At 44.6% G+C, this 24,737-nt stretch carries 27 protein-coding genes; 14 read left to right on the plus strand and 13 right to left on the minus strand.

The window, feature by feature from the left end; genetic code table 11:
• Window positions 1-42 precede the first annotated feature (42 nt).
• The 5 genes from AB9P05_RS09325 to AB9P05_RS09345 all read left to right on the plus strand — a co-directional run bounded on the left by AB9P05_RS09325 (window position 43) and on the right by AB9P05_RS09345 (window position 5,546).
• Window positions 43-780: an isoprenyl transferase gene (locus AB9P05_RS09325; protein WP_371908553.1), complete on the plus strand. Its 738-nt coding sequence runs from the start codon at window positions 43-45 to the stop codon at window positions 778-780.
• Window positions 781-788: 8 nt separating this feature from the next.
• Window positions 789-3,446, plus strand: coding sequence for an outer membrane protein assembly factor (locus tag AB9P05_RS09330; RefSeq protein ID WP_371908554.1), 2,658 nt, complete (start codon window positions 789-791; stop codon window positions 3,444-3,446).
• A gap of 4 nt (window positions 3,447-3,450) precedes the next feature.
• A complete protein-coding gene (locus AB9P05_RS09335) occupies window positions 3,451-3,984 on the plus strand; it encodes an OmpH family outer membrane protein (RefSeq protein ID WP_371908555.1) in 534 nt (177 codons plus the stop codon).
• A gap of 30 nt (window positions 3,985-4,014) precedes the next feature.
• Window positions 4,015-4,581, plus strand: a complete 567-nt coding sequence (locus AB9P05_RS09340) for an OmpH family outer membrane protein (RefSeq protein WP_371908556.1) — start codon at window positions 4,015-4,017, stop codon at window positions 4,579-4,581.
• 62 nt (window positions 4,582-4,643) lie between these two features.
• The gene (locus AB9P05_RS09345; protein ID WP_371908557.1) at window positions 4,644-5,546 is read left to right on the plus strand and encodes an LD-carboxypeptidase; all 903 of its coding nucleotides are present in this window, start codon (window positions 4,644-4,646) and stop codon (window positions 5,544-5,546) included.
• On the opposite strand, the gene chrA is transcribed toward AB9P05_RS09345, so the two are convergent.
• Both chrA and AB9P05_RS09355 read right to left on the minus strand, forming a co-directional pair.
• Window positions 5,543-6,721: a chromate efflux transporter gene (gene chrA, locus AB9P05_RS09350; RefSeq protein WP_371908558.1), complete on the minus strand. Its 1,179-nt coding sequence runs from the start codon at window positions 6,719-6,721 to the stop codon at window positions 5,543-5,545. The genes AB9P05_RS09345 and chrA overlap by 4 nt on opposite strands.
• A 13-nt stretch (window positions 6,722-6,734) precedes the next feature.
• Window positions 6,735-7,706, minus strand: coding sequence for an isopenicillin N synthase family dioxygenase (locus AB9P05_RS09355; protein WP_371908559.1), 972 nt, complete (start codon window positions 7,704-7,706; stop codon window positions 6,735-6,737).
• A gap of 75 nt (window positions 7,707-7,781) precedes the next feature.
• On the opposite strand from AB9P05_RS09355, the gene AB9P05_RS09360 reads away from it, so the two are divergent.
• Entirely contained in the window at window positions 7,782-8,609 is an 828-nt protein-coding gene (locus AB9P05_RS09360; RefSeq protein WP_371908560.1) for a phosphopeptide-binding protein, read from the plus strand.
• Between the two features lie 64 nt (window positions 8,610-8,673).
• Here AB9P05_RS09360 and recO read toward each other — a convergent pair whose 3' ends face one another.
• Genes recO through AB9P05_RS09380 form a run of 4 tightly spaced genes read right to left on the minus strand, consistent with a single transcriptional unit; the run spans window position 8,674 to window position 12,542 of the window.
• On the minus strand, window positions 8,674-9,363 hold the full coding sequence (gene recO / locus AB9P05_RS09365) for a DNA repair protein RecO (RefSeq protein WP_371908561.1): 690 nt from the start codon (window positions 9,361-9,363) through the stop codon (window positions 8,674-8,676).
• Between the two features lie 3 nt (window positions 9,364-9,366).
• The gene (locus AB9P05_RS09370; RefSeq protein ID WP_371908562.1) at window positions 9,367-11,598 is read right to left on the minus strand and encodes a hypothetical protein; all 2,232 of its coding nucleotides are present in this window, start codon (window positions 11,596-11,598) and stop codon (window positions 9,367-9,369) included.
• Window positions 11,595-12,206 carry a thymidine kinase gene (locus AB9P05_RS09375; protein WP_371908563.1) on the minus strand — a complete coding sequence of 204 codons (612 nt, stop codon included), beginning with the start codon at window positions 12,204-12,206 and terminating at the stop codon, window positions 11,595-11,597. Before AB9P05_RS09375 ends, AB9P05_RS09370 begins: the two co-directional genes overlap by 4 nt.
• 12 nt (window positions 12,207-12,218) lie before the next feature.
• Complete coding sequence (locus AB9P05_RS09380) at window positions 12,219-12,542, minus strand: 2Fe-2S iron-sulfur cluster-binding protein (protein WP_371908564.1); 324 nt, start codon at window positions 12,540-12,542, stop codon at window positions 12,219-12,221.
• A gap of 37 nt (window positions 12,543-12,579) precedes the next feature.
• On the opposite strand from AB9P05_RS09380, the gene AB9P05_RS09385 reads away from it, so the two are divergent.
• Window positions 12,580-13,653 (plus strand): hypothetical protein, encoded by a 1,074-nt coding sequence (locus AB9P05_RS09385; RefSeq protein WP_371908565.1) that lies wholly within the window; start codon window positions 12,580-12,582, stop codon window positions 13,651-13,653.
• An 11-nt stretch (window positions 13,654-13,664) separates the two neighbouring features.
• On the opposite strand, the gene AB9P05_RS09390 is transcribed toward AB9P05_RS09385, so the two are convergent.
• Window positions 13,665-14,327, minus strand: coding sequence for an OmpA family protein (locus tag AB9P05_RS09390; protein ID WP_371908566.1), 663 nt, complete (start codon window positions 14,325-14,327; stop codon window positions 13,665-13,667).
• A 413-nt stretch (window positions 14,328-14,740) separates the two neighbouring features.
• Window positions 14,741-15,517 carry a TSUP family transporter gene (locus AB9P05_RS09395; RefSeq protein ID WP_371908567.1) on the minus strand — a complete coding sequence of 259 codons (777 nt, stop codon included), beginning with the start codon at window positions 15,515-15,517 and terminating at the stop codon, window positions 14,741-14,743.
• Between the two features lie 46 nt (window positions 15,518-15,563).
• Here AB9P05_RS09395 and AB9P05_RS09400 point away from each other — a divergent pair, with 46 nt between their 5' ends.
• From AB9P05_RS09400 to AB9P05_RS09420, 5 genes are all read left to right on the plus strand, one after another.
• Complete coding sequence (locus AB9P05_RS09400) at window positions 15,564-16,238, plus strand: NYN domain-containing protein (RefSeq protein ID WP_371908568.1); 675 nt, start codon at window positions 15,564-15,566, stop codon at window positions 16,236-16,238.
• Between the two features lie 48 nt (window positions 16,239-16,286).
• A complete protein-coding gene (era, locus tag AB9P05_RS09405; protein ID WP_371908569.1) occupies window positions 16,287-17,180 on the plus strand; it encodes a GTPase Era in 894 nt (297 codons plus the stop codon).
• A gap of 48 nt (window positions 17,181-17,228) precedes the next feature.
• Window positions 17,229-18,536: a ribosome biogenesis GTPase Der gene (der, locus tag AB9P05_RS09410; protein WP_371908570.1), complete on the plus strand. Its 1,308-nt coding sequence runs from the start codon at window positions 17,229-17,231 to the stop codon at window positions 18,534-18,536.
• A gap of 67 nt (window positions 18,537-18,603) precedes the next feature.
• The gene (locus tag AB9P05_RS09415; protein WP_371908571.1) at window positions 18,604-18,864 is read left to right on the plus strand and encodes a hypothetical protein; all 261 of its coding nucleotides are present in this window, start codon (window positions 18,604-18,606) and stop codon (window positions 18,862-18,864) included.
• Window positions 18,865-18,953: 89 nt separating this feature from the next.
• On the plus strand, window positions 18,954-19,541 hold the full coding sequence (locus AB9P05_RS09420) for a SprT-like domain-containing protein (protein WP_371908572.1): 588 nt from the start codon (window positions 18,954-18,956) through the stop codon (window positions 19,539-19,541).
• On the opposite strand, the gene AB9P05_RS09425 is transcribed toward AB9P05_RS09420, so the two are convergent.
• From AB9P05_RS09425 to AB9P05_RS09445, 5 genes are read right to left on the minus strand one after another with little or no spacing between them, the layout of a single operon-like run.
• Complete coding sequence (locus AB9P05_RS09425; protein ID WP_371908573.1) at window positions 19,538-20,131, minus strand: hypothetical protein; 594 nt, start codon at window positions 20,129-20,131, stop codon at window positions 19,538-19,540. The two genes, AB9P05_RS09420 and AB9P05_RS09425, sit on opposite strands and share 4 nt — an antisense overlap.
• Window positions 20,131-20,937 (minus strand): N-acetylmuramic acid 6-phosphate etherase, encoded by an 807-nt coding sequence (gene murQ / locus AB9P05_RS09430; RefSeq protein ID WP_371908574.1) that lies wholly within the window; start codon window positions 20,935-20,937, stop codon window positions 20,131-20,133. Before murQ ends, AB9P05_RS09425 begins: the two co-directional genes overlap by 1 nt.
• Before the next feature lie 2 nt (window positions 20,938-20,939).
• Complete coding sequence (locus tag AB9P05_RS09435) at window positions 20,940-21,806, minus strand: N-acetylglucosamine kinase (RefSeq protein WP_371911343.1); 867 nt, start codon at window positions 21,804-21,806, stop codon at window positions 20,940-20,942.
• Between the two features lie 42 nt (window positions 21,807-21,848).
• On the minus strand, window positions 21,849-22,097 hold the full coding sequence (locus tag AB9P05_RS09440) for a cytochrome b5 domain-containing protein (RefSeq protein WP_371908575.1): 249 nt from the start codon (window positions 22,095-22,097) through the stop codon (window positions 21,849-21,851).
• Window positions 22,098-22,102: 5 nt separating this feature from the next.
• On the minus strand, window positions 22,103-22,846 hold the full coding sequence (locus AB9P05_RS09445) for an RDD family protein (protein WP_371908576.1): 744 nt from the start codon (window positions 22,844-22,846) through the stop codon (window positions 22,103-22,105).
• Window positions 22,847-22,891: 45 nt separating this feature from the next.
• Between AB9P05_RS09445 and AB9P05_RS09450 the strand changes: the two genes are divergently transcribed.
• Together AB9P05_RS09450 and AB9P05_RS09455 are read left to right on the plus strand one after the other, a co-directional pair.
• Window positions 22,892-23,866, plus strand: coding sequence for a stage II sporulation protein M (locus AB9P05_RS09450; RefSeq protein ID WP_371908577.1), 975 nt, complete (start codon window positions 22,892-22,894; stop codon window positions 23,864-23,866).
• On the plus strand, window positions 23,844-24,728 hold the full coding sequence (locus tag AB9P05_RS09455; protein WP_371908578.1) for a hypothetical protein: 885 nt from the start codon (window positions 23,844-23,846) through the stop codon (window positions 24,726-24,728). Before AB9P05_RS09450 ends, AB9P05_RS09455 begins: the two co-directional genes overlap by 23 nt.
• Window positions 24,729-24,737 lie beyond the last annotated feature (9 nt).

Genomic DNA, 24,737 nt, shown 5'->3' on the forward strand with positions numbered 1-24,737 from the left:
TATTTTCGTACCTTGCGCGTTGTTTTGGGCATCCTGTAGGTGATGAAAGAAATTATAGATCCAAATAATTTACCGCAACATATAGCCGTTATAATGGACGGCAACGGACGGTGGGCTAAAAAGAAAGGGGCAGCTAGAATTTTCGGGCACCGCAATGCCATTCAAGCCGTTCGTGATGTGACCGAAGGTTGCGCTGAGTTAGGCATTGGTTATCTGACTCTGTATGCATTTTCAACTGAAAATTGGGCCAGGCCCAAAGCTGAGGTTGATGGCCTGATGGAATTGCTGGTTCAGACCATTCGTAAGGAAACCAAGACGCTGATTAAGAATAAAGTAAAACTCCAAACCATTGGCGATGCCGACCGTCTGCCTGAGTCTTGTCAGGAAAACCTGCGAAAGGCTATGGAAGATACGGCCGATCAGGAAAGGCTTACACTTACCCTTGCGCTCAACTATAGTGGCAGGTGGGAAATAGTCGAAGCCGCTAAAAAATTGGCTGCTTTAGCAGCTGAAGGAAAGATTAGCCCTGATCAAATAGATCACGATTTATTTGCCAGCTACCTGAATACAAATAATATACCTGATCCTGAGCTTCTTATTCGAACGAGTGGAGAAATGCGTATTAGCAATTTTCTGCTCTGGCAAATTGCCTATAGTGAGTTATACATGACTGATGTTCTCTGGCCTGACTTCCGAAAGAAAGATCTGCACGAAGCAATCATCGCTTACCAGAGAAGAGAAAGAAGGTTTGGAAAGATCAGCGAACAAATGAAACCGTGAAATCGGGGATGAAGAGAAGTACACTTCTATTACTACTTGCACTGTTTATAATACAGTTAACAGCCCAGGCACAGATAGGCTTGCGTGGCAGGCAAAATGCCGGAGGGACTCAGAATAATCCTGCCCTTAGTTATACAAACCCCAAGGAGGTTGAGATAGCTGATATTACCGTTTCAGGGATTGAGTTTTTGGATAAAAATGCTTTGATAGCCCTAACGGGACTCAAAGTAGGTGACAAAATCCGTATTCCTGGTGACGATATTAGCAATGCTATCGAAAAGCTGTGGAATCACGGTATAATCGGTGATGCAGGAATCTACATCACCAAAATGGAAAACGGCCAGGTTTGGCTGGATATCGCCCTGAAAGAACGTCCACGCCTTTCCAGAATTTTGTTTTACGGAGTTAATAAGACCGAAAAGGCAAATCTTGATGAGAAGATTGGTCTTATACGCGGAAGGGTAGTTACCGATGCGCTCATTAAAAACACTGAGCTCACTGTAAAAAACTATTTTGTAGAGAAGGGGCATCTGTACGCTGACATTAATATTACACCTACCAATGATACCCTGGTGGCTAACAGCGTCAAGCTTGACGTTCGCGTAGATAAAGGTAAGCGTGTTAAAATAAACCGTATTAACTTTTACGGTAACGAAAACTTCGATGATCAAAAGCTTAAAAGTAAGCTAAAAGAAACTAAAGAACATGCCCGCTTTTCCCTACACAAAGCAATCATAGATGGTGTGGCGTCAATTGACGGTGAGTTTTTTGATAGTACCTATGATGTTTCAGGGCGTGAGTTTAAAAAATTTTTAGCAGATAATGTTAAGCTCAACTTTTTTAACAGCAGTAAATACATCCCCTCAGAAGTAAAGCCTGATCTGCAGAACGTAATCACCTTTTACAACAGTAAAGGCTACCGTGATGCCCGCATTGTAAAAGATAGTGTCTATCAGGTAAGTGAGGATAGGGTAAATGTAGATATCTGGGTAGACGAGGGGATGCGCTATTATTTCCGCGATATAATCTGGACAGGAAATTACGTGTATGAAGATGATATGCTTGATCGCGTACTAGGTGTTGAAAGTGGGGATGTATATGATATGGAGCTTATAAATAAAAAGCTCACCTTCAATCCTAATGGTACAGACATCAGTTCATTGTACCAGGATAACGGATATTTATTCTCCAATATTCAGCCTGTAGAAGTTCAGATTGACGAAGATTCTATTGATGTGGAAATGCGTGTCTACGAAGGACCGCAAGCTACTATCAATAAAATCACTATCACCGGTAATGACCGTACCAGTGACCACGTGATCCTAAGGGAGATCCGTACCTATCCGGGCCAGAAATATAATAGAAGTGAGATAATCAGGACGCAACAGTTGCTTTCTCAGTTAGGTTATTTTGATCCGGAGCAGATTGGTATCAACCCAATGCCAAACCCCGCCAATGAGACTGTGGATATTGAGTATTCACTGGTAGAAAGCCCGACTGACCAGATACAGCTATCCGGCGGATGGGGCGGCCCTATTGGCTTTGTAGGTACACTCGGCCTCACCATCAATAACTTTTCTTTAAAGAACTTCACTAACCTTGAAAAGTGGAAGCCCTTACCTAAGGGTGATGGTCAGCGCCTTTCTATTCAGGCACAGGCTAACGGACCCCGTTTTCAGAACTACTCTTTCTCCTTTACAGAGCCGTGGCTCGGTGGGCGTAAACCTAATAGTTTCACTGTAGGACTTAATCACTCTATATCCCGTACTAACTTTTTCGACGCAGACGACTCTAATGATGGGTTTATTAAATTATACAGTGCTACCGTATCATTAGGCCGCCGAATAACCTGGCCGGACGACTACTTTGTGCTAAGTAATAGCATTACTTACCAGGTGTATGACCTACTGAATTATGGTAATGTATTTACCTTTTCGACTGGCACAGCAAATGGTTTGACATTCAATACTACGCTATCACGGAATAGCCTTGATAATCCCATGTTCCCTAAGAGGGGCTCCTCCATCAGTATGAGCCTGGCACTCACCCCACCCTATTCCCTTTTCTCAGACAAAAACTATGATGAGCTTGAGAACTCGGAAAAATACAAATGGATAGAGTACCACAAGTGGATGATCGATGCTAAGTATTACATAGGACTAGCTAATAAACTTGTTCTCGAGACTCGTGCCCACTTTGGCTTTATTGGTAGCTATGGTGATGAAATAGGCGTCGGGCCATTTGAGAGATTCTCTTTAGGTGGTGACGGCCTAAGCGGACAGAACTTCCTGCTTGGTACCGATGTTATCGGTCTGCGTGGATATCCTAATAATGACCTTACTCCACCGTTTGATATTACGGATGAGGCTATCACTGGTGGTGTAACGTATAATAAGTTCGTAATGGAACTCAGGTATGCCCTGTCTACCAACCCCAGTGCGACAATCTATTTGCTTACTTTCCTTGAGGGAGGTAATAACTGGGGCAATTATCAGGAGTACAACCCCTTTGATATGTACAGGTCTGCCGGGTTTGGTGCGCGAATCTTCATGCCTGCATTCGGTCTTCTGGGCGTAGACTGGGGATATGGGTTTGATACTGTGCCTGGTCAGTTGGATCGCTCGGGCCCGCAGTTCCACTTCTCAATTGGTGTGTTACCCAGATAAGCTCATGAAAAAATTATTCCTACTCTTTGCAATATGCTTTTTTGGCACGCATTATGCAGTATCTCAGAAGTTCGGCTACGTTGACGCCGCTTACATTCTGGAGCAGATGCCTGAATATCAGGAAGCCAAGAAAGAGATAAATAAACTATCTTTAGCATGGCAGGATGAAATCAGGAACAAATACAAAGAGATAGAAGCGGAGTATGACGAGCTACAGGCAGAGGAAGTCCTGCTTACGCCTGAGTTAAAAGCTGAGCGTATGGCTTCTATCCGGCAGATGGAGGAAGAAGCTAAAAAGCTACAGGACAAGATCTTTGGTTTTGAAGGATTGTTCTTCCTGAAAAAGCAGGAACTGATCAAGCCTGTTCAGGATGAAGTGTTCGAAGCAGTGGAAAAGGTAGCTAAAAACCAACGCCTTGCCATAGTATTTGATAAAAGTGGTGAACTGGTCATGATATATACCGATCCGGTACACGATTATACAGAATTTGTCCTTGAAGAATTAGGACTGGTAAAGTCCACCGAGGAAAACGAGTAGTAAGTAATTAATTAGTAAAAAGAATATACCATGAAAAAAAAGCTGATATACGTAGTAGTTGCGTTATTATTGGCCGTGCCTGCAGTACATGCCCAGTCGGCCGGATTTAAGATCGGATACGTGGATGTGGATTACGTACTGAGTCAGATGCCTGAAGCAAAAACTATTGAATCTGAGCTGAAATCATACGAAAAGCAGCTTAGCACTCAGCTTCAGAATAAAATCCAGACCTTCCAGGAAAAAGCGAAAGACTTTCAGGAGAATGGTCCGGGCATGATTCCCGAAGTACGTGCCGATCGCCAGGCTGAACTACAGGAAATGCAAGCCAGTATCCAGGAATTTCAGCAAAGAGCTGAGTTTGCTATGCAGCAAAAGCGCGGCGAACTCCTTGAGCCTGCATATGACAAAATTCAGGGTGCCATAGACGCAGTAGCCTCTGCCCAGGGATATGACTATATCCTTTCTCCTAATGTTGGAGGTATGCCACTGATCCTTTTCGCAAAGAATAAGGACCGGGACAACATTTCAGACGCTGTACTTAAAAACCTGGGTATTACCCCTAAGCCAGCAGCAGAAGGCACTGAACTTGGAAACTAACAATCATTTTTGTTAACCCATAAACCCCGTCAAACGACGGGGTTTTTTTGTTTATTTACAGCATGCACAGACCAACATACCTTAAAGCGGGAGATAAAGTCAGGATTATATCTACTGCCCGGAAAGTAACCCCGGAAGATATGGACAAAGCTGCCAGTATTCTTAATGAATGGGGGCTGCAGGTCGTATTCGGAAATAACCTGTTTGAAGACAATCATCAGTTTGCAGGAACGGATGCTCAGCGTGCAGCTGACCTGCAGGCGGCGATTGACGATCCGCATTGTAAGGCTATATTTTGTGCCAGGGGCGGATATGGCAGCATGCGTATTATAAATGCTGTTAACTGGAGTAATATCATAAGTAGCCCTAAATGGCTAATCGGCTTCAGTGATATTTCTGTACTCCTTTTCAGGTTGTATTATCTCGGTATAGAATCCATACACGGAATAATGCCCGGTCTTTTTTCAAAAGATAAGGCGGGAGACTCCGTAGATATGTTGCGAAGGCTACTTTTTTCCGGGCCTGAGCCTATTACAGCCCCTGAGTCTGAGTTCTCCAGACATGGAGAAGCCAGCGGCAGGCTTGTTGGTGGTAATTTGTCAATGATTAGCATTATGGAAGGCACCTCGTTTAATGTCCCTTCCGTTAGTAACATCCTGTTTATAGAGGATCTGGATGAATACCTCTATCATGTAGACAGGATGATGGTGCACCTTAAGCTTAGTGGAGTACTTGAGAGCCTGGCAGGCCTCGTAGTGGGTCAAATGAGTGGTATGAATGATAATCCCATACCCTTTGGCAAACAAGCTTACCAGATTATCCATGAACATGTGAAAGAATACCAATATCCCGTAGGGTATAATTTCAACATCGGGCACGATTATCCAAACCATCCGGTTATCCACGGAGCTAAATGCACCCTGAAGGTGACTAGCGAGGGAAACGCGAAGCTAAGCTTTGATTAAGGGATAATTAACCCCGCTAATAATCCGGCCAGGATAATGAATGGGGCAGGAATTTTTGTGTACAGGAGTGTCATCATGGTGACCAGCATAATGATAATGCTGGCGATGTCATCAGACACAGGCTTTAGTAAAATTAAGGCTGCAGCCAACACCAGGCCTGCACTCACTGCTGCTATTCCCTCCAGGGAGGCTTTTACAGGTCGGTATTTTTTCAACCCTTCCCAGAACCTTATTACAAAGAAGATTAAAAAAGTGCCTGGCAGGAATATTCCCGCTGCAGCAAGTAGTCCTCCGCCAATTTGTGCCCATACCCCCTGTTCTTCCATAGCCATAGCTCCTATAAAGGCACTAAACCCAAATGTAGGCCCTGGCACTGCCTGGGCCATACCATAACCGTTCAGGAAGTCTTCGGAGGTCAGGAACATTTTAAATTCTACAAACTCAGTAAATAAATAAGGGATTAGCACCTGTCCGCCTCCAAAAATAAGGCTACCGTTTCTATAAAAGTTTTCAAATAGCAACACACCTCTGAAATCCCAGATATTACCCAGTAGGGCGGCGCTTATCAACACGCCCCCCCATAAGTAGAAATTAGCCCACTGTATGTTCAGCTTTGTTTTCGCTTCTTTAGGCTGGGCCTTGTACCGAAAAGCCGTTACGAGACCACCTGCCAAAATGAGTACCGGGAAGATATAGGGTGAACGAAAAAAATAACTGGCCACTGCAGCCACTAACATCAGTAGGAGGGCAGTCCGGGTTTTAATGATTTTCAGTGAAATACGGTACGCTGCATAGGCGACAAAACCTACTGCGATAGGCTGAATAAAACGGGTAAAATCTATCGATATATCTTCCTGCTGAAGGTAAGATAGCCCGAGGGCAGCAGCTATCATGAGCGTTACAGCTGGTAGTATCCATACTATCAGGGTCAGATATGCCAGGTTCGGTCCCCCTATGCGAAAAGCAATAGCTGTAATAGTCTGCGTGGAAGTAGGACCGGGGAGAATCTGACACAGCGCGTTTAGCTCAATCAGTTCCTCCTCGGTCAGGTAAGCCCGTTTAGTTACGAGCCTGTCAAGAAAAATGGCAATATGAGCCTGAGGCCCTCCAAATGCTGTGAGGGCCATAATGGCTACGTCCCGAAGGAATATGATATACCGTATCCTCTTGATCAAAGAGAGATATAGGTCACTTCTTTAATCCGATTTCAGCGAGGCGCTGGTTCAGAAACTCTCCGGCAGTTATATCATCGTACTGTTTAGGAGACTCTTCCGTAATACAACCTTTCAAACAGGTAAGGTCCATTTCTGATCTAGGATGCATAAAGAACGGAATCGAATAGCGACTTGAGGACATTTGCTCCCTGGGAGGGTTTACCACGCGGTGAATTGTTGACTTCAGCTTATTATTAGTAAGCCTGCTAAGCATGTCACCAACGTTTACCACAATTTGTTCTGGTAAGGCAGTAATAGGTATCCACTTACCATCGCGGCGAAGCACCTGTAGTCCGTCTGCACTGGCGCCCATCAGAAGCGTAATCAGGTTAATATCACCATGTTCAGCTGCTCTTACAGCATCCTCAGGTATTTCCTCAGGGTTTTCTATTGGGAAGTAGTGAATCGCCCGGAGAATGCTGTTTCCATTGTGAACCTTATCCTCAAAATAAGTCTCCTCCAGTTCCAGGTGAATAGCAATGGCGCGAAGCATTTGTTTGCCGGCGTTCTCCAGTGTGCGGTAAGCCTCCAGGGCTGTGGGCTCAAGCTCAGGCACTTCATCCGGCCAGATATTATCAGGGTATTCTGATTTTATAGGATCTTTATCCTTCACTTCCTGACCCACCTGGTAAAACTCCTTCAGATCACCCGTATTACGCCCTTTGGCGTGTTCTTTCATTTTACCGGTATATCCGCGCTGTCCGGCAAGCTCATCTTTTTCGTACTTTTTCTTCACCCCTTCAGGTAAAGCAAAAAACTCTTTTATTGAAGCGTATAGTTTGCTAACCAGTTCATCGCTTAGTCCGTGGTTTTTGATGGCCACAAACCCAATATTCTGATATGCATCGCCCAGTTTCTTCACAAACTTTTCTCTCTGGGTCTCGTTACCTTCGGTGAAGTCCTTTAAATCCAGCGAAGGAATTTCATCGTACAAATTTTGACTCATAAGCAGACGCCAATTTGGCTTTTATTTGGGCAAAAATAAGATAACTTTGGCTCTCTGAAAACCATTTCCATGACTATGAAACTAACACACAAACTTTTATTAGGTTTATTCTCATTTGCACTTTTTACAGCATGTGAAAATACTTCTAACTCTGGCCAGGAGGGTGAAGAAGAGACAATGAATGACTCTACCGAAACCATGGCAGAGGATCAGGAACAGTCTCAGCTTAGCCTTACTCCCTTTACAGAATCAGCTGAGCTAATGGATGCCAAGCTGGAGTGGAATGAGCCTGCCGGTGATGTGGCACAGGCTGGTGACACGCAATTTGGGTTTAATGTAACAAACTATGAATTGGGTGTTCCTACAGAAGGAAGTGAAAATATTGGTATTGCAAAAAGCGATAAGGGTCAACATATTCACCTGATTTTGAATAACGAGCCATACTATGCAATCTATGAGCCGGACTGGACGACAGACCTGGCTGATGATGATTATGTGGCATTAGCTTTTCTTTCAAGATCTTACCATGAAAGTGTAAAAAACCCGGATGCATTTGTCGTGAAACACTTTAAAGTGGGTAATGCTGACACTAAAGATGTTGATCTTACTGCTCCGCATATGTTCTACAGCCGACCTAAAGGAGAGTACACAGGTGCTGATACGCAGAAAGTATTGCTTGACTTCTATCTGGTAAATACTGACCTGAGTGCTGACGGTAACAAGGTAAGAGCCACTATCAATGGTGAAGAGTTTATGATTGACGAATGGCAGCCTTATCTTATTGAGGGAATGCCTATGGGTGAGAACACTATCAGGCTTGAGCTGCTTGATAGCCAGGGAAATGCAGTGCCAGGTCCTTTCAATGACGTGACACGTACCGTTACGCTAAAAGAAGCTATGTAAGCTAACAAAAAGCGATAAAAGATATAAAGTGAAGCCAGACCTGATATAGCAGGTCTGGCTTTTTTTATCTCATAACCTCTCTGAGGACAGGCAGGCTTTTAACCTCCCCCAGGCTTTCAACATGCATTTTGTAAAAATCCAATGTTAGCTCAAGCAGGTGGGCTCTTACACTGCGGGCGCAGTTCACCGGGAGAGTAAAGGGCTCTTTTAATAAGTGTGCAGCTACCCGGCTTTCTTCCACAGCCAGGGCATCATTTGGAGAGTGATGTACCTGTCCGAAAAACTCCTGCTCAGACGTAAGGCCAAAGCCTAAAAAGGCAGCAAGCTTTAGCAAAAACTGGATATGAAAGTTTTGATATTGACTCTCTAACATGTCCAGCATCTCAACGGAATGATATATAAAGCTAAATAACTCCTTATTTGACTCCTCCTCTCTCAGTACCTTACTTAACATCTCTGTTATAAAGAGCGCCATACAGCCTTTCACAGGCTCAAAAGGAATAGATTGAAGGGTTTTTGAGCACTTAGTTTCAGAAAGGCGATGAATTTCACGCTGCTCCTGATTGTATACAACTAGATCTAATAAGGTAAGGGGCTGATAAAAGGCTATTTTAGAAGCCTTACTTCTGTTACTACGGACTCCATTTACGATATATGTACGTAACCCGAAAGCTTCCGTATAGATTTTTACGATAATAGAAGTGTCTTTATAGCGAATGAAGTTAAGCACAATGCCTCTGGTTTTTGAAAGCATAAATCAAGGCATTATGGCTAATTTACCGGCAATGCTTTCCTGCCCGGTTTCATCTGCTGCAAATATCACATACACCCCCGGGCCGGCCCGTCTTCCATTTTCATCGCGCATATTCCATACCGCGGTCCCCCCTTCTGCATCCAGTAGCCTGATTAGTTTCCCCTTGGCATTGGTAATTCGAACGGTGGCATCAGTTACAAGGCCGGATATGCCTATCACGCCGCCGAAATCTGAAGGGGCTGGATTAGGAAAAATCTTCACGCTGCCGAAGAAACGGCTGGAAGAGGTAGCCCCTTCACGATAGGAGACCAGACCACCGGAAGTGGCAAAAAATACTTCACCTGTAACACCATCAATGGATATGTCATAAATAGTATCACTTGGTAAGGGACTGTTTTCAGTTGTAAAATGATATATCTGCTCAATTTCCTCACCGCTATCGTCAAACAGCCATGCACCGTTAAAGCTGCCGAGCCATTTTCGGTCTCCACCATCTATGGTAATATCAGTGATGCTTTCATTCTCCAGTAAAAACCGCTGATCAAAAACCGGACGCTGCGCATTGACTGATTCTTCAAATACTAAGGAAGGAAACGCTAGAAATGCGACTCCGGCCAGGCCGCCTATCCATAACCGTCCGTCGAGATCCTCAGTAAGGTCAAAGGTAAGCCGCCCGGGAAGTTCGTTGCCTCCTTGTGTAAGTGTGACCTGGTTTAGTGCCGGTTCTGATTTAATACCTACTATACCTCCACTACCGGCAGGGGGCCGTGAAATAAGAAAATACTCGCCAGTAAAGGTTGAAGTTGCTTTGGTAATACTGTTTCTAAGGGCTCCGGACACAGGAATCGATTCCCAACCTCCTTCCGGGTTAAGTTTGAAAAGTGGCTGAGTGTTATGGTAGGCTGTCAATAAAAGCTCTCCGGTGGAAGTAGTGTGCATATCACTTATCACTGGGGTGGCTAAGGAGAAAGGCGTCTCCTCAGCGGTAGAAAAGTCATCAGGACCGGCGAACCTGAGTATGCCTTCCTTGCTCAAGCCTACATAATATGACTTGTCTTCAGGGTAATAGGAAATGCCTCCGGCGATACCGCTAAGCGGAATTTTTGTAGCTGAGGGCAGATCAAAGGCAAAGTTGAGCCACCGTCCATCTTGGAATAAAGAGAATCCCTCCCTGCCGGACTCCGGATTAAAAGGATCTACATACATTGCAAATGTTCGGCCACCCCGACTGTACATTTTTCCAGGAACCGGATGCAATATCCCATTAGGCCTGAAGGCCTCTTCAGTTGCCAGCGATTTTTTCACCAGCCCCGATTCTATGTCAGCTATGTACAGGACATCCTCCGGATTACCGGCTGCCACCAGTGGAGTCATTACTGTGCTGCCTGACACCTGGTTCAGGTTGCCATTGTAAGAAAATACTGACTCGCTTCCTGCCACCAATACACCATTTGTATAAGCAGAAAGCCCCCGGATGGAAGAAGGTGCTGAGGGTAATAGCGTAAAGGTATTATCAGGGTGATATAGCGAAAGCGTAGAATCTGACGCCATCACTAAATAGTTGCCCCCGGCTTCAATACGAAGCAAACTACCTTGATAGGGCCAGGAAATACGGGAATATGAATTAAAATCCTGTAGGTTTACCCCATCCAACGGAGCCGTCAGTAATGTGGAGCCAGCCGCGATAAAGAGCGAATCATTGTAGATGGCGGAACCATACACAGGAAGTGATGAGCCATTTTCTCCCAGGTTTTGGTAGGTGGCGATTATATCTTTCTCCTCAGCAGATATTACCAAAACCCCAATAGAGAGAGATAGGTAATAACGGCCTGATGATATTTCTATGTGCCTGATGGCAGGTGAAGTAAGTAAAGAGGCATCCGCTATATCGGTTAGCGTAACGACCTCACCATTTCCTGAAAGCAGGTCAACAAAGCCATTTTCATAGCCTATTACCAAGGTGTTTCTGGTATAGTCAAATGCCAAGGCTGTATATCGGCCTCCGGAAAGGCCATTTAGTTTAGATAGCCTGGTAATTGAGCCATCATTATTATTGAAATAAAAGAGCCCATTCTGGCTTGCTGCAAATACGCCATCATCGGTTGCGGCCAGGTACGTAATGCGTGTATAACTGGCATGAGTTCTCCAGGTGCCTATAGGTATATCCTGGGCTGAAACCGGCATGGCATGGATTATCAGCCAGCTGATGAGGCATATGATCAGGCTTTTGTTCAACTATCCAAATGTTGCTGTTCTTTCATCCCTTGCACAAAACAGGGCCTGCACCGTGCTTCGTAGATATCGGTTTCTCCGAGTTCCACTTTATTCTTACTGGCTGTGAGGCGAAAAGAGAACGATGCCAGGCTGCCACATCGTGCACATATGGCGTGAAGTTTAGTCACATATTCGGCGATGCCCATTAGCTCTGGCATAGGGCCAAAAGGCTTTCCGGCAAAGTCCATATCCAGCCCTGCCAGTATTACCCGCTTGCCATTGTTGGCCAGTTGCACGCATACATCCACCAGTTCATCATCAAAAAACTGTGCTTCATCTATCCCCACCACCGATGAATTTCCTGAGAGCAGGAGTATGTCATTTGCAAAATTAACCGGGGTGCTACGGATATGATTTTCATTGTGGGAGACAATGTTCTCCACATGGTAACGCGTATCGATAATTGGCTTAAAAATCTCCGTTTTCTGGCGGGCTATTAGCGCGCGATTAAGCCTGCGGATCAGCTCCTCTGTCTTCCCAGAGAACATGCTGCCACATATTACCTCTATCCAGCCTATTGGCTGCCCGTCTTTTTGTTTTCTGTTGCCTAAATTAGGTTCGATAAACATGGCTACTAGCGATCAGTCGGTATACTCCATATGCGGCAGTTTATTCTGCTCTGGCACACGTATAGATAAGTTGTCTTTCGGAACACACTGGCAGGCCATTCTTTCGTTATCAGATAGACGACCTTTGTCGGCAAACTTTTGCTCGAGGGGGGTGAGTGGCGGAAGGCTGCTATTCCCATCCGTCACAATCATTTTGCAGGTAGTACACCTGCCCTTGCCTCCACAGGCATGCATCCAATCGATAAAGTTTTCGTGTAAGATGGAGAGGACAGTCTTCGATCCCTCACGAAAATGCACTAGTTTACCGTTCAGATTAACAATTTCCAGCGTAGGCATATTTTAAATAAAAGTTACAAAAGAAGTAAAATATAGGATGGTGAGCAAATTTAATGAGAAGGCCGGAGAGAGCTACAGCAGGCTGGCAGCTACAGAAATAGCAGATGACCATTTCAGGCGAAATGACTTTATTACCGGCAGCGAAATTCTGGAACTGACCCCCATCCGGCAGATCAATTTATTTGTTGTAAAGCACCTTTTTGCAAGGTGGCAAGAGGAGTCTGCAAGGCTGCGGAGTCCATTCTTCGATTATGAGGCTCCAGAAGTAAAGCACGCTATGGAAGATCTCATGAATACACTGAGCCGCCATATCAGGATAGGAAGGAATCATTTTGAGCCCCTTCTCAGACGTGCCGCCGAGGATACTTTGTTTCTTATATTCAGTCCCTACGACTTTTACCGAAGGGAGCTGGAAAATCACAGAGGGAACTGGACAGTGCCTGAGCTGGCATCATTTTTTAAATACTACCGTATTAATAAGTTTTTGGCAGATGGTGTGCTAATGAAGGCAAAAGAGGAAGGGGCCTCCTCCGTTAGCGTAGAGCGTGTCATTCACATGTTGGATGAGGTGGTGAGTGAAGCAAGTGATCACCCGGAAGAAACTGAGGTCTATCTGGAACAATTGAACCGTTTTGCCCCAATACGTGAGGACCAATTATACACAGGGGAGCAATCGTTTTCTGCTACAGGTTCCGGAGATCAGCAGGCTCCGGCTTTGAGTCGAGAGGATGAACAGGAGGCTGAGAACAGACGCAAGATTGAGGAAGAAGAACAGAGTATCTATCAGCGGTATGAAAGAGAAATGACCACTGTTCACGACCGGCTTAAAAGTAATGAGGACGAAACAGGAAGACCGGCTATTCATCAGGGGGCAAAGGTTGATAGTTTACGAAAGACTTTGACAATTAATCAAAAGTTCATGTTTACCCGCAGCCTGTTTAGTGGTGATGAACAGGTTTTTAATGAGACACTACAACAGCTCGATGGGTTTACTTCAATTAGCGAGGCCCGTCAATACCTGAATTCCCAGGTGGCAGGTAGGTACGGATGGGATGATGACTCAGAGGAAGTTGAAGAGTTTTATCTTATGCTACAGCGTAAATATGCCTGATACGGCACAGGTTAAAAGACTGTAAAATCAACACGCCGGTTTTTTTGCCTGCCCTCTTCAGTAGAATTATCGTAGGAGGGTTGGCTTTCACCATAACCAATTACGGAGATACGTTCATCGGGCACACCAATATCGTGCATTAACTGCTGTATCCGGCCTACCCTTTTCATACTTAGTTGAAGGTTGTAATTCTCATCCCCGCGATCATCAGTATGGCCTTCTACCAACACGATTCGTCCCTGCATAGCAAATTCTACTGCTAGCAAAAAGGGGTCCATGTCCACAAAGGCAAACTCATCCTGTGCGGTAATAAAATATAAAGGCTCAATAATAAGAGGCTCCCCCTCTTCGTGTTCTTCCAGCCTTTTTCGGACTTCTTTCCGGATACGTGCGTGCTTTTCTGAAATAGTAGGGGGGAGGCTATCCAGTGGAATAAGGTCATTTTTTTTCTTTTCTTCTATCTCTTCCTTTTTAGCAAGAGCCTTTTGTTTTTCTTCTTCCCTTTTCTCCTCCTTGTGTTCTGCGAGGATTTCCCTTGGCTTAGTATGTCTGTATGGTACCTTTACTACAGAAGGGTCAGGTTTTTTGCCAAATAGAAAGCGAAATGAGATGAAGGGTTTTTTACCTGATCTGTTTTTTCGTAATTTCTTACATTGCTTCTGAGGGCTTTTCAAGATCCCGAACGCATTGTGCTGGGCGTAGGCCTCCCGAGAAAGCGGTCCGCTCCCACACATAACATACAGCATTACTGTTACAACCAGGCAATATTTTATGGATAGGCTCATGTCCACTTCAGACAAAGCTAACTATACCTGGTGCCATTTGCCCGCTCAGCCCATGATATAGTAGACTCGTGTAATATCTAGCTGAAAAAGAACGACTTTTCAATTTATACTTGCTCGTTTTGTGGATATTAATCGACTTAAGACAAGTTTAAATTGAGTGCAGGTTGTGGCACACTTCAGTGTACTTTTGGAGAAACGGCAATAATTTTCTTTTTTTGAGGCTATTTTTGCAGAAAGGCTTGATACTTACGTTAATGATTCTTGCAAAAAGTATATTTTTTAGTGTTTTAATTCACACTAACCTATACTAATCCAGCCATCATTGCGAAGCCCAGCAGAAATAAGGCAGCGGCAACAAATACATGAACAAAAGCCAATGTGACCTTCTTGAGAAGCAGTTTTCCTGCAAAGGCACCGGCAAATGCAGAAAGTGTTCCTACAACCAGATATGTCGTGTTTTGGCTAAGTAAAGCCAAGTCGAAGTTACTGAAATATATGCTTAGGCGTGTAACATCTATAAAAGTCGCAATGATGATACCGCAGGCTATAAAGGCTTCTTTTGAAAGGCCAAGTTTAATTAAAAAAGCGCTTCGTAAAGCACCCTGATGTCCCGATAACCCACCAAAGAACCCGGAGAGTAGTCCTCCGACTGTGAGTGGGCCGGCTACCTTTCCTGAACGTCTGAAGCCCAATGGCTTTAATTCAAGAAAGGCGAAAAGAATTATTAAAGCGCCAATGAGAAATTTTAAAAAGGAAACGTCCTTTTTGATGCTTCCCAGCGTATAAGAATATAGAGTGCCTGCATCTGACAGGCATGAAAGCAGATAAGCGCCTATTGCGGCGCCGGCAATAGCCGGTACTCCGAAGCGGATGACGATATCCCGATTGGCGGCTCTGCCGATAAGCAAAAGCTTAAAAAGGTTGTTCAGAAAGTGAACGACCGCGGTAAGTGATATGGCAGTTTGGATGGGGAAAAACACAGCAAATACAGGCATAAGTAATGTGCCCAGTCCAAAGCCGGATATAAAGGTTAGCAGCGAGGTCAGTAAGGCTGCTATCCCGATGATGACGTATTCCATATCACATACTTACAACACACAGAAATATTAGATAAATAAATTTTACATGATTGCCGACATTTCGAGCCGATTGACCAAGATTGCCATCTTCTATGATGGGAATTTTTTCTCAACCGTTAACAATTACTACAGGTTTTCGCATCCAGTCAAGCGGAATTTCAATTTCCAGGGCTTTGCAGAATATGTGAAGGAGCGCGTAGCCGCCAAAGAAAATGTAGACCCGGAGTTTACTCAGGTGATAGAGTCGCACTGGTTCAGGGGTAAATTTACCATGAGTCAGATGAAAGACTACCACGAGGACGAGGATAAGCTGCTAAAAGCGCTTACTTCAGAAAAGTATATCGATGATTCACTCATGTATGCTAATATAATTCAGCATGTATTTCCTATGCGGGTGGATCGTTATGGTAATGCAGAAGAAAAGGGCATTGATGTATGGTTTGCACTGGAGGCATTTGAGCTTGCCTTGTTGAAGAAATTCGACGTGCTGGCTCTGGTTGCCAGTGACACTGATTATATTCCTCTTATCAGAAAGCTTAATGGTCTTGGTACACGCGTAGCGCTGGTAAGCTGGGACATTCAGGAGACTTCTACCACCACCAGCCAAGTGCTCATAAATGAGTGTACTCACTACCTGCCGATGCACCAGGAAATAGACCATCGCTACGGCAGCCGAAAGGAAGAAGAGCGTACAAGTATTGCAAAGATATTTGCCGGATAATCATTTTTCATTAAGGTTGGTTTACCCGTAAGAGTAAACCCTTCTGCCATGCCAGATAAAAATCCACATAAAGCCGGGTTTGTCAGTATTATAGGCAAACCGAACGTTGGTAAAAGCACGCTTATGAATGTACTCGTAGGTGAGCGCCTGTCTATTATTACCAGCAAAGCACAGACCACCCGCCACCGTATCATGGGGATTATCAGCTCAGATGATTTCCAGATAGTCTATTCGGACACACCCGGCATTATTAAACCCAAATATGAGCTGCAAAGCTCGATGATGCACTTCGTCAATACCAGTCTTGAGGATGCTGATGTCATTCTTTTTGTAACGGACCTCTATGAGCAGTTTGATGAGGAAGACGTCATTAAAAGACTGAAGGATGTGGAAGTACCCATCCTGCTAATTATCAATAAAATTGACCTTGCCAAGAATGACACCGTGCTGCAGGAAAAAATCACCTATTGGAAGCAGCATGTAAATCCGCAGGAAATAATTCCCATATCTGCTCTCCAGGGACTGAATACACCCAGGGTATTTGAGGCTATCCTTGAGAACATGCCAGAGCATCCGGCCTATTACCCAAAAACGGAAATGACTGATCGGCCTGAGAGGTTCTTTGCTGCCGAGATTATTCGGGAAAAGATATTCATGAACTATAAGAAAGAAGTCCCCTACAGTACTGAGGTGGCCGTGATTGAGTTCAAGGAAGATGAGAGCATCATCCGTATCCGCGCCGAAATTTTTGTAGAACGGCATACTCAAAAAGGTATCATCATAGGTAAGGGAGGGGAAATGCTCAAAAAGGTCGGTACCCAGGCCAGAAAGGACATGGAAGACTTCTTCGGAAAGCAGGTTTTCCTTGAGCAACATGTAAAAGTGGAGTCAGATTGGCGAAAAAGAACCAGTCAGCTCAATCGTTTTGGATATAGAGGCTGATATTCCGCCTTTCTTCCCTATTTTTGCAAAAAAAATTCCAGAAGTTTCATGGCAAACATAGTCGCGATCGTTGGCAGACCCAACGTAGGCAAGTCCACTCTTTTCAACCGACTGGTTGAAAAACGCAAGGCCATCATGGATGACGAACCGGGTATTACCCGCGACCGGCACTATGGCTATGGCGAATGGAATGGCAAACATTTTACAGTAATCGATACCGGGGGGTATGTAGAAGGCTCGGAGGATGCCTTCGAAGAGGCTATTCGCTCACAGGTCAAGTTGGCGCTTGAGGAAGCCTCAGTAGTGCTTTTTATGGTAGATGTTATGTCCGGTCTAACTGGCCTGGACAAGGATTTTGCCAACATCATTAGAGGGCTGAAAAAACCCCTGTATATCGTTGCTAATAAGGCTGATAATACTGAGAGAACAATGATGGCCGGGGAATTTTACGCACTGGGCATAGGTGATGTATTCACCGTTAGTGCTGCTAATGGCCATGGTACAGGCGACTTACTCGATGAGGTAGTTGCCCACTTCCCGGATGAGGGTGACGAAGATCCCGAAGCTGGTATCCCCCGCATCGCAATTCTTGGCAGGCCTAATGTTGGCAAGTCTTCCTTTCTCAACTCTCTTTTGGGAGAAGAGCGTTCCATAGTAACAGATATAGCAGGTACCACCCGTGACGCGATCGACACCCGTTACACTATGTTCGGTAAGGATTTTATCCTTACGGATACGGCAGGTGTGCGCAAAAAGGCCAAAGTAAAGGAGGATGTTGAGTTTTATAGCGTGCTCCGCAGTATTCAGGCCTTGCAGGATAGCGATGTGTGTATCGTGATGGTAGACGCTGAGAGAGGCCTTGAAGCTCAAGATTTGCACCTGATAAACCTTGGACACAAATATAAAAAAGGATTGATGATCATGATCAATAAGTGGGATCTGATCAGCAAAGACTCTAATACCCATAAAAAGATAGAAAAGGAGATAAAAGATCGACTTGGCCCACTCTCCTATATCCCCGTCATTTTTGCTTCCGTACTCAAGAAGCAACGGATCTTTCAGGCAATCGAACTTGCAGTGCAGATTTATGAGAATAAGCACACGCGTATACCTACCTCAGCATTGAACGAGGCCCTGTTGCCTGAGATTGAGCGGTATCCGCCTCCTGCACTTAAAGGAAAGTATATCAGGATAAAATACGTAACGCAACTACCTACGAAAAATCCAACTTTCGCGTTTTTTTGCAATCTACCTCAATACATAAAACCCCCTTACGAACGATTTTTGGAAAATAAATTACGCGCTAGATTTGACTATACGGGCGTTCCGATCAAATTAATATTCAGAAAAAAGTAACAAGTACTTGTTCTGTATATCTAGAAATATTAAAATTGTTCCTTTGCAATCAAAAATTCTGTTTACGATGAAAAAATTATTTGCACTCCTTTTGGTATGCGGTTTTGCCGTATCTTTCTATTCTTGTGAGCCTGAGTCTAATGAGTCTGAAGTAGAAGAAACTATGGAAGAAGTAGGCGAGGACATGGAAGATGCCGCTGAAGATGTAGGTGACGAGGTAGAGGAAGTAGGCGAAGACATGGAAGACGGAACTTCTATGGAAGCTGAAGAAGCTACTGAAGAATCTGCTTCTACTGAGGAAGTAGCTGAAGAAGAAGTTGAAGGATAATTTTATATACTTCATTATTAAGGCTTTAGCTTGCTAAAGCCTTTTTTTATGCCCTGACGTGAATGGAACAGGCCTCTTTATATAATTTGTTGAAAAATCATGTACCCCAGAATGCGGTGCACTATTGTGTCGATTTGTGGCAGAAATATCCCTTTCGGTTCAGGCTTGCGGGTAACCGGCGTACAAAATTCGGGGACTACAGGTTCGAGCGGGCTACGGGTATTCATATCATTACGGTGAATAGCTCTCTTAATCCGTATGCGTTTCTGATAACCTTTGTGCATGAAGTGGCTCACCTGGTGGCTTTTGACACTCATGGCCACCATATAAAGCCCCATGGAAAGGAGTGGAAAATCACCTTTCGCAGGTTGTTTCAGCCCCTTCTTTCTGATCTTATTTTTCCAGGGGATGTTCTGGTGGCTCTCAAGCATTATTTTATTAACCCGAAGGCCTCCTCCTACTCTGACCCAAAACTTGCTTTAGCGCTACAGGCACATGACCGGATGCCTGAGGGTAAAGATAGTTTGGCGGGGCTACCCAGAGGTACCAGGTTCAAACTAAACGGGCGGGTTTTTGAAAAGGGCCTTAAGAGACGCACCCGTGTTATGTGTATTGAAGTTAAAACCGGACGGAATTACCTCGTAAGCCTAAGTGCTTTAGTAGAACGGTGTGCTTAAATGAGCTCTATTCGGCGAGTAATAAGGTTGTTGACTAAGGTGTAGAAAGGTAATGGCTGCATAGTGCGCCAGTTGTCTATATCCAGGCTGCCACCAAAGTTTATATAAGAACCAATATTGAACCGGTCCCACTCCTCGCAAATAAAGTCACGAAAATTAATGGCTGCAATCCAGCCGGGACGTCCAAAATCCATTGTCTCTTCCACTTCCTCAAACCACTCCTCATAGTAGCAGTCATCGCTACCGTGAAAGTTCATTACATTTTCCCCAATAAGAATATATTGATTGATGCCCTCCCTAAGTAGGTGGTCGATAATGTTGCGCTTCAGGTGCATGATGTCATTATAAAGAGCATCATTCCACTCACCTATCATTTCTATCACCGCAAAGCCCCTATCGTAATCAGCATACAGAATCTTAATATACAGGGTCTCACTACCCATAAAATCCCATGCCGGATCTATATAGTAGCCGTAGATTGTATCCGAGTACAGATCATAGTTATACTGTTTGCCATAAAACGGTGACTGTACATCATCAGCAACGTCATAGTACTGAAGCCAGCGATGATAAGGCTGAAGGGTATGCATTATGAATTATAATCGTCCAGGGCCCGCTGCACACTGCCGTAACGATCTAAAAGAGCACGGGCCTCCTCTCTTTCGATAGATAACTCTTCCATAAGCATCCGCGTTCCGCGGTCCACCAGCTTATTATTACTAAGCTGCATATTCACCATTTTATTCCCTTTAACCCTGCCTAGCTTAATCATTACTGCGGTAGAAATCATATTCAGGGCCAGTTTCTGAGCCGTTCCCGCTTTCATCCGTGTACTGCCTGTCACGAACTCAGGTCCTGTAATCACTTCAACGGGATACTCAGCCAGTCGGGCCAGTTCTGAGTCAGTATTACAGGTAATGCACCCAGTCAGTAGCCCCGCCTGCCTGGCCTGCTCTACTCCGCCAAGTACATAGGGAGTACGGCCGCTGGCCGCTATGCCAACTACCGTGTCATTTTGGGTAACATCATAGCTGCTAAGGTCCTTCCATGCCTGCTCACGGTCATCTTCTGCAAACTCCACGGCTTTCCGGATGGCACTATCACCTCCTGCGATCAGGCCAATCACCATATCATGAGGTACGCCAAAGGTAGGGGGGCACTCGGATGCATCCACAATGCCCAACCTGCCACTGGTGCCGGCACCGATATAAAAAAGCCTTCCTCCTTTTTGCATTCGCGGAACGATCTCCTCCACCAGTTTTTCAATTTGCGGAATGGCCTTACCTACAGCTATGGGAACCGTATGGTCCTCCTGGTTAATTCCCTGCAGGAGCTGTCCTGTGGACATTGTATGTAGGTTGTCGTGCTTAGAGGTGCTTTCTGTTGTGTTTTCCATGCTCATAGGTAACGGCCAGAAATACCCGCCTGTTCCTGGTGATATAAGCTCAGACCGGCTATTGGGGTTTCAAGTACATTGCGGAGTGCCACATGGCAGTCATTTGCCACCTGGCGCAAAATATCACTATAGTAAAACGCTATAGAGCCCACAAAATGCACTTTGTAATGCTGATGATTTGTGCATTTCAATACATTTTTCTCCATAAACTCCGTAAAGCTCAGGTAGATCATGCGATAGATGTGTGGGTCATTTTTGTGATGAAACAAGAACTTACTAAAACCGGCAAGATAGCGGTTAGGCATTGGTCGCTTGTACACATTCTCCAGAATCTCATTTCTGCTGGTACTATATCGCTTATCAAATGCCTCATGTAAGTGTTTGGGTAGCGTGTGATGCAGGTACTCGCTCAGTAGCTGACGACCCAGGCTCGCGCCCGACCCCTCATCGCCAAAAACATACCCCAGCCCCCCCACAGTAGAGACGATCTCCTCGCCATTGTATACACAGCAGTTAGCTCCCGTACCCAATATGCAGGCAATGCCTTCCTCCGAGCCACATAGAGCCCTTGCTGATGCAAGCAAATCATTTTGCACTTCTATAAGCGCCGCTTCCGGAAATGTAGTAAGTAGTGCAGAATGAAGAATTTGTTGGTTTCGTTCGCCCGATATACCTGCTCCATAGTAATGGATCTCATCTGGCTTTCCCAAAAGCTGAGGAAGCAATACCTCGCTAAGCTCTTTTTCTATTGTCTCCTGATCCTGGTAAAAGGGGTTGAAGCCCTGTGTTTTGGCCTGTGTTATCTGGCCATCTTTACCTAAAAGACGCCAATCAGTTTTCGTGGAGCCACTGTCTGCTATTAAAATCATGCGCACCGGGCAGAATAAAGGTTAAAAATATAAAGACCGGGATCAGGTGCCCGGCTGGGGTGCTAATATACCGATAACAGGGAAACGCTCGAAAACCTTTTCCGTATGTGGCGCATCTGTCAACTCCTCCGTCAGGTCCTGCCCGGCCCAGTGTTCATAGTGCTTGCCGTCACGCCATAGCCGGCTACGGGTCACATCATACACTTTGCCCTCATAGGCCACCCATATTTCTTCCTTGTCATGGCCGTTTCGCAAGGCCAGTTGCATATGTGTGATAGGCTTTACTGCCATGCTGTTTATTTAGCGGAGAGGTGAGCATGGTCACGAACCACGGTGCGGAGAAAGATTTCCGGAGTTTCATTGGTCTGAATATCGAGAAGTTGCTTGACCTTGGTGTAAAGTCGTAGCACAGGTTCTCTGTCACCCGTTTTGGTAGAAATCGAAAGTACCTCTTCTATCAGGGCTGCTTCCTGATCGGTGAGCTTGTCAGCTTCCATATAGGTAGGCTGATAATCGTCCTGTTTGGCAATTTGCGCCAGAGCTGTATTATCAATACGTGTACGCCTGTTAAGTTTAATCACCGTAGTGCCTGCCAGTATATCACCCAGCCGCTGGCCTTTCTCACCGATACCTATGCATAGGAGACCCACTATTCCGTAAAATATACCTACATCAATTGGACGAAATAACCAGCGTATAAGGTATTGGCTAAATCTTGGAGAGCGGCCATCCATACGGGACACCTTTATTTTCATAAAACGCTTTCCGACAGTCTGTCCGTTAAGGGCCAGCTCCAGAACGAGAAAATAAAAAACATAGGGAACAGCGATTAATGCCAAAATGACAACAAGCAGCCCTTCGTCCATCCTATCTATATCAAACCCTGAAGGGGCAAATATGACCGCCAATAATATAATGGATAACACATACACTACTAATACCGCATAGTCTATCAGCGTCGCCCCGATCCTATCTCCTATGCTCGCCAGATCATATTCAATGTCGACGTTCTGCGTGGTTTCAATACTTACTCTTTGCATGTCGATTAATTTGTGCTAAATTTCACAAAATTTTTTCTAAAAAAAATGCGAGAATCGGCATTTGTAAAGCAAAATCTCGATCGATGGCAGGCCTCTGAAAAGTTGATAGAAGATAAGCAGGCCATACACCCTGATAAGGTGGCCGAACTCTATATCAAACTAACTGACGATCTTGCCTTTGCAAAATCTCACTTTCCTAAGGCTAAGACTACCTCCTACCTTAACGAACTTACCTCCAGGTTCCATCATAATATCTATCGTAATAAAAAAGAAAAGGGGAGTAGGTTTATCACTTTTTGGAAGTATGAAGTTCCTCTCGCTTTTGCCGAATCGTATAAAGAAGTATTGTACAGCTTCCTGTTTTTTGCAGCAGGCACATTAATCGGGGTGCTCAGTACACTAGGAGATGAGTCCTTTATCAGGGTTATACTAGGAGACGTATACGTAGATCATACCCTGGAGAATATCAGTAACGGCGACCCTCTGGGAATTTATGGTGAAAGCGGCCAGGTCAGCATGTTTTTCTCAATTACCATCAATAATATAGCCGTCAGTTTTAATGCCTTTGTACGGGGGATTATTTTCACAGTAGGAGCCGTTTACATAATTTTCAGTAATGGCATAATGCTTGGAGCCTTTTTTACTATGTTTTTTCAGCATGGTTTGCTGAGCGATAGCCTCTTAGTCGTGCTTTTACATGGTACTATAGAGCTTTCAGCAATTGTACTGGCGGGTGGTGCAGGTATCGTTTTGGGTAACAGCCTACTATTTCCCGGAACTTACTCCCGGGTGGTTTCTCTAAAAAAAGGGGCTAAAAAGGGCCTGAAAATGATTGTAGGATTAATTCCCTTCTTCATCATAGCAGGGTTTATAGAGTCCTTTATCACCCGTTATACCCACTGGCATTGGGCAGGTAAGCTATCCATCATAATTATCTCGCTATTTATTCTCATTTATTATTTCTTTGTTCTCCCTTATAACCTAAAGAACAGAAAAGATGCAGGAGAGACCCAGGATTAAACTCTTCGAAGAGAGAGACTTTGGACAGAAGTTCAGTGCGGCTTTCTCATTTATAGGCCGTGAAGCAAAACCATTGCTACATGTCCTCGCCCGGTTTGTAGGTGTTCCTCTGTTGCTCCTTGCTTTACTAGGAGGTCTCAATACAGCCTTTCAGTTGGAGGTAATAGCATCCTATCCAAATGATTATGGCATGGGGCCAATGATATTTGTGATATACTTTTTATCACTGGTCGTATTCACCATAATGGTATGCGTAGTGGCCGGATATATGAAGGTCTACTCATCACTGAGTGAACCTGGCGAAAAGGTGTCAGGAAAGGCAGTATGGCACGTGATTAAAGGAAAACTGATCCCTGTCTTTTTCCTTAATATTGTCTATTTTCTAATCGTTATAGTAGGTTTCATTTTCCTGATTTTACCTGGTATTTACCTTGCTGTAGCCATGTCATTGTGCCATGTTATTTACATCATGGAGGACACCGATATATTTTCCTCTCTCGGGCGTTCTGTAAAACTTGTTAACCAGGAATTCTTCCCAAGCCTTGGTTTTATTTTCATCATGGCCCTACTGGCTGGTATAATTGGCTCAGTTATACAAGTGCCTGTCTATATTCTTACGGCATTTGTCGGGATGTCATCCGCAATAGGAGAATCTGGTATTGATGTGCCCATATGGGTCACAACACTTATAGTGGCTATACCCACCGCCCTGGCTTACCTCTCTTATGTGTTAGTTTACCTGGGAAATCTGTTTTTGTATGGAAGCCTCAGAGAAGCATCCGAAGCCCCAGGCATTATGGACGCTGTAAATAATTTTGGGAAAAGAGAAGAGGACAATAACGAGAACATTGTTTCCTATTAATCTTATTAA

The sequence above is a fragment of the Roseivirga sp. BDSF3-8 genome (genome assembly GCF_041449215.1).
In the GTDB taxonomy this organism is placed as follows: Bacteria; Bacteroidota; Bacteroidia; order Cytophagales; family Cyclobacteriaceae; genus JBGNFV01.

Bases quoted from the DNA above. Each gene is read 5' to 3' on its own strand.
- AB9P05_RS09455 (WP_371908578.1), top strand. From the start codon at position 23,844: ATGCAGGAGAGACCCAGGATTAAACTCTTCGAAGAGAGAGACTTTGGA.
- murQ (WP_371908574.1), bottom strand. From the start codon at position 20,937: ATGGAAAACACAACAGAAAGCACCTCTAAGCACGACAACCTACATACA.
- AB9P05_RS09445 (WP_371908576.1), bottom strand. From the start codon at position 22,846: ATGCAAAGAGTAAGTATTGAAACCACGCAGAACGTCGACATTGAATAT.
- AB9P05_RS09395 (WP_371908567.1), bottom strand. From the start codon at position 15,517: ATGGAATACGTCATCATCGGGATAGCAGCCTTACTGACCTCGCTGCTA.
- AB9P05_RS09345 (WP_371908557.1), top strand. From the start codon at position 4,644: ATGCACAGACCAACATACCTTAAAGCGGGAGATAAAGTCAGGATTATA.
- AB9P05_RS09360 (WP_371908560.1), top strand. From the start codon at position 7,782: ATGAAACTAACACACAAACTTTTATTAGGTTTATTCTCATTTGCACTT.
- AB9P05_RS09385 (WP_371908565.1), top strand. From the start codon at position 12,580: ATGGTGAGCAAATTTAATGAGAAGGCCGGAGAGAGCTACAGCAGGCTG.
- AB9P05_RS09380 (WP_371908564.1), bottom strand. From the start codon at position 12,542: ATGCCTACGCTGGAAATTGTTAATCTGAACGGTAAACTAGTGCATTTT.
- AB9P05_RS09335 (WP_371908555.1), top strand. From the start codon at position 3,451: ATGAAAAAATTATTCCTACTCTTTGCAATATGCTTTTTTGGCACGCAT.
- AB9P05_RS09435 (WP_371911343.1), bottom strand. From the start codon at position 21,806: ATGATTTTAATAGCAGACAGTGGCTCCACGAAAACTGATTGGCGTCTT.
- AB9P05_RS09325 (WP_371908553.1), top strand. From the start codon at position 43: ATGAAAGAAATTATAGATCCAAATAATTTACCGCAACATATAGCCGTT.
- recO (WP_371908561.1), bottom strand. From the start codon at position 9,363: ATGCTTTCAAAAACCAGAGGCATTGTGCTTAACTTCATTCGCTATAAA.
- AB9P05_RS09330 (WP_371908554.1), top strand. From the start codon at position 789: ATGAAGAGAAGTACACTTCTATTACTACTTGCACTGTTTATAATACAG.
- AB9P05_RS09440 (WP_371908575.1), bottom strand. From the start codon at position 22,097: ATGGCAGTAAAGCCTATCACACATATGCAACTGGCCTTGCGAAACGGC.
- der (WP_371908570.1), top strand. From the start codon at position 17,229: ATGGCAAACATAGTCGCGATCGTTGGCAGACCCAACGTAGGCAAGTCC.
- AB9P05_RS09375 (WP_371908563.1), bottom strand. From the start codon at position 12,206: ATGTTTATCGAACCTAATTTAGGCAACAGAAAACAAAAAGACGGGCAG.
- AB9P05_RS09400 (WP_371908568.1), top strand. From the start codon at position 15,564: ATGATTGCCGACATTTCGAGCCGATTGACCAAGATTGCCATCTTCTAT.
- AB9P05_RS09355 (WP_371908559.1), bottom strand. From the start codon at position 7,706: ATGAGTCAAAATTTGTACGATGAAATTCCTTCGCTGGATTTAAAGGAC.
- AB9P05_RS09425 (WP_371908573.1), bottom strand. From the start codon at position 20,131: ATGCATACCCTTCAGCCTTATCATCGCTGGCTTCAGTACTATGACGTT.
- AB9P05_RS09340 (WP_371908556.1), top strand. From the start codon at position 4,015: ATGAAAAAAAAGCTGATATACGTAGTAGTTGCGTTATTATTGGCCGTG.
- AB9P05_RS09450 (WP_371908577.1), top strand. From the start codon at position 22,892: ATGCGAGAATCGGCATTTGTAAAGCAAAATCTCGATCGATGGCAGGCC.
- era (WP_371908569.1), top strand. From the start codon at position 16,287: ATGCCAGATAAAAATCCACATAAAGCCGGGTTTGTCAGTATTATAGGC.
- AB9P05_RS09415 (WP_371908571.1), top strand. From the start codon at position 18,604: ATGAAAAAATTATTTGCACTCCTTTTGGTATGCGGTTTTGCCGTATCT.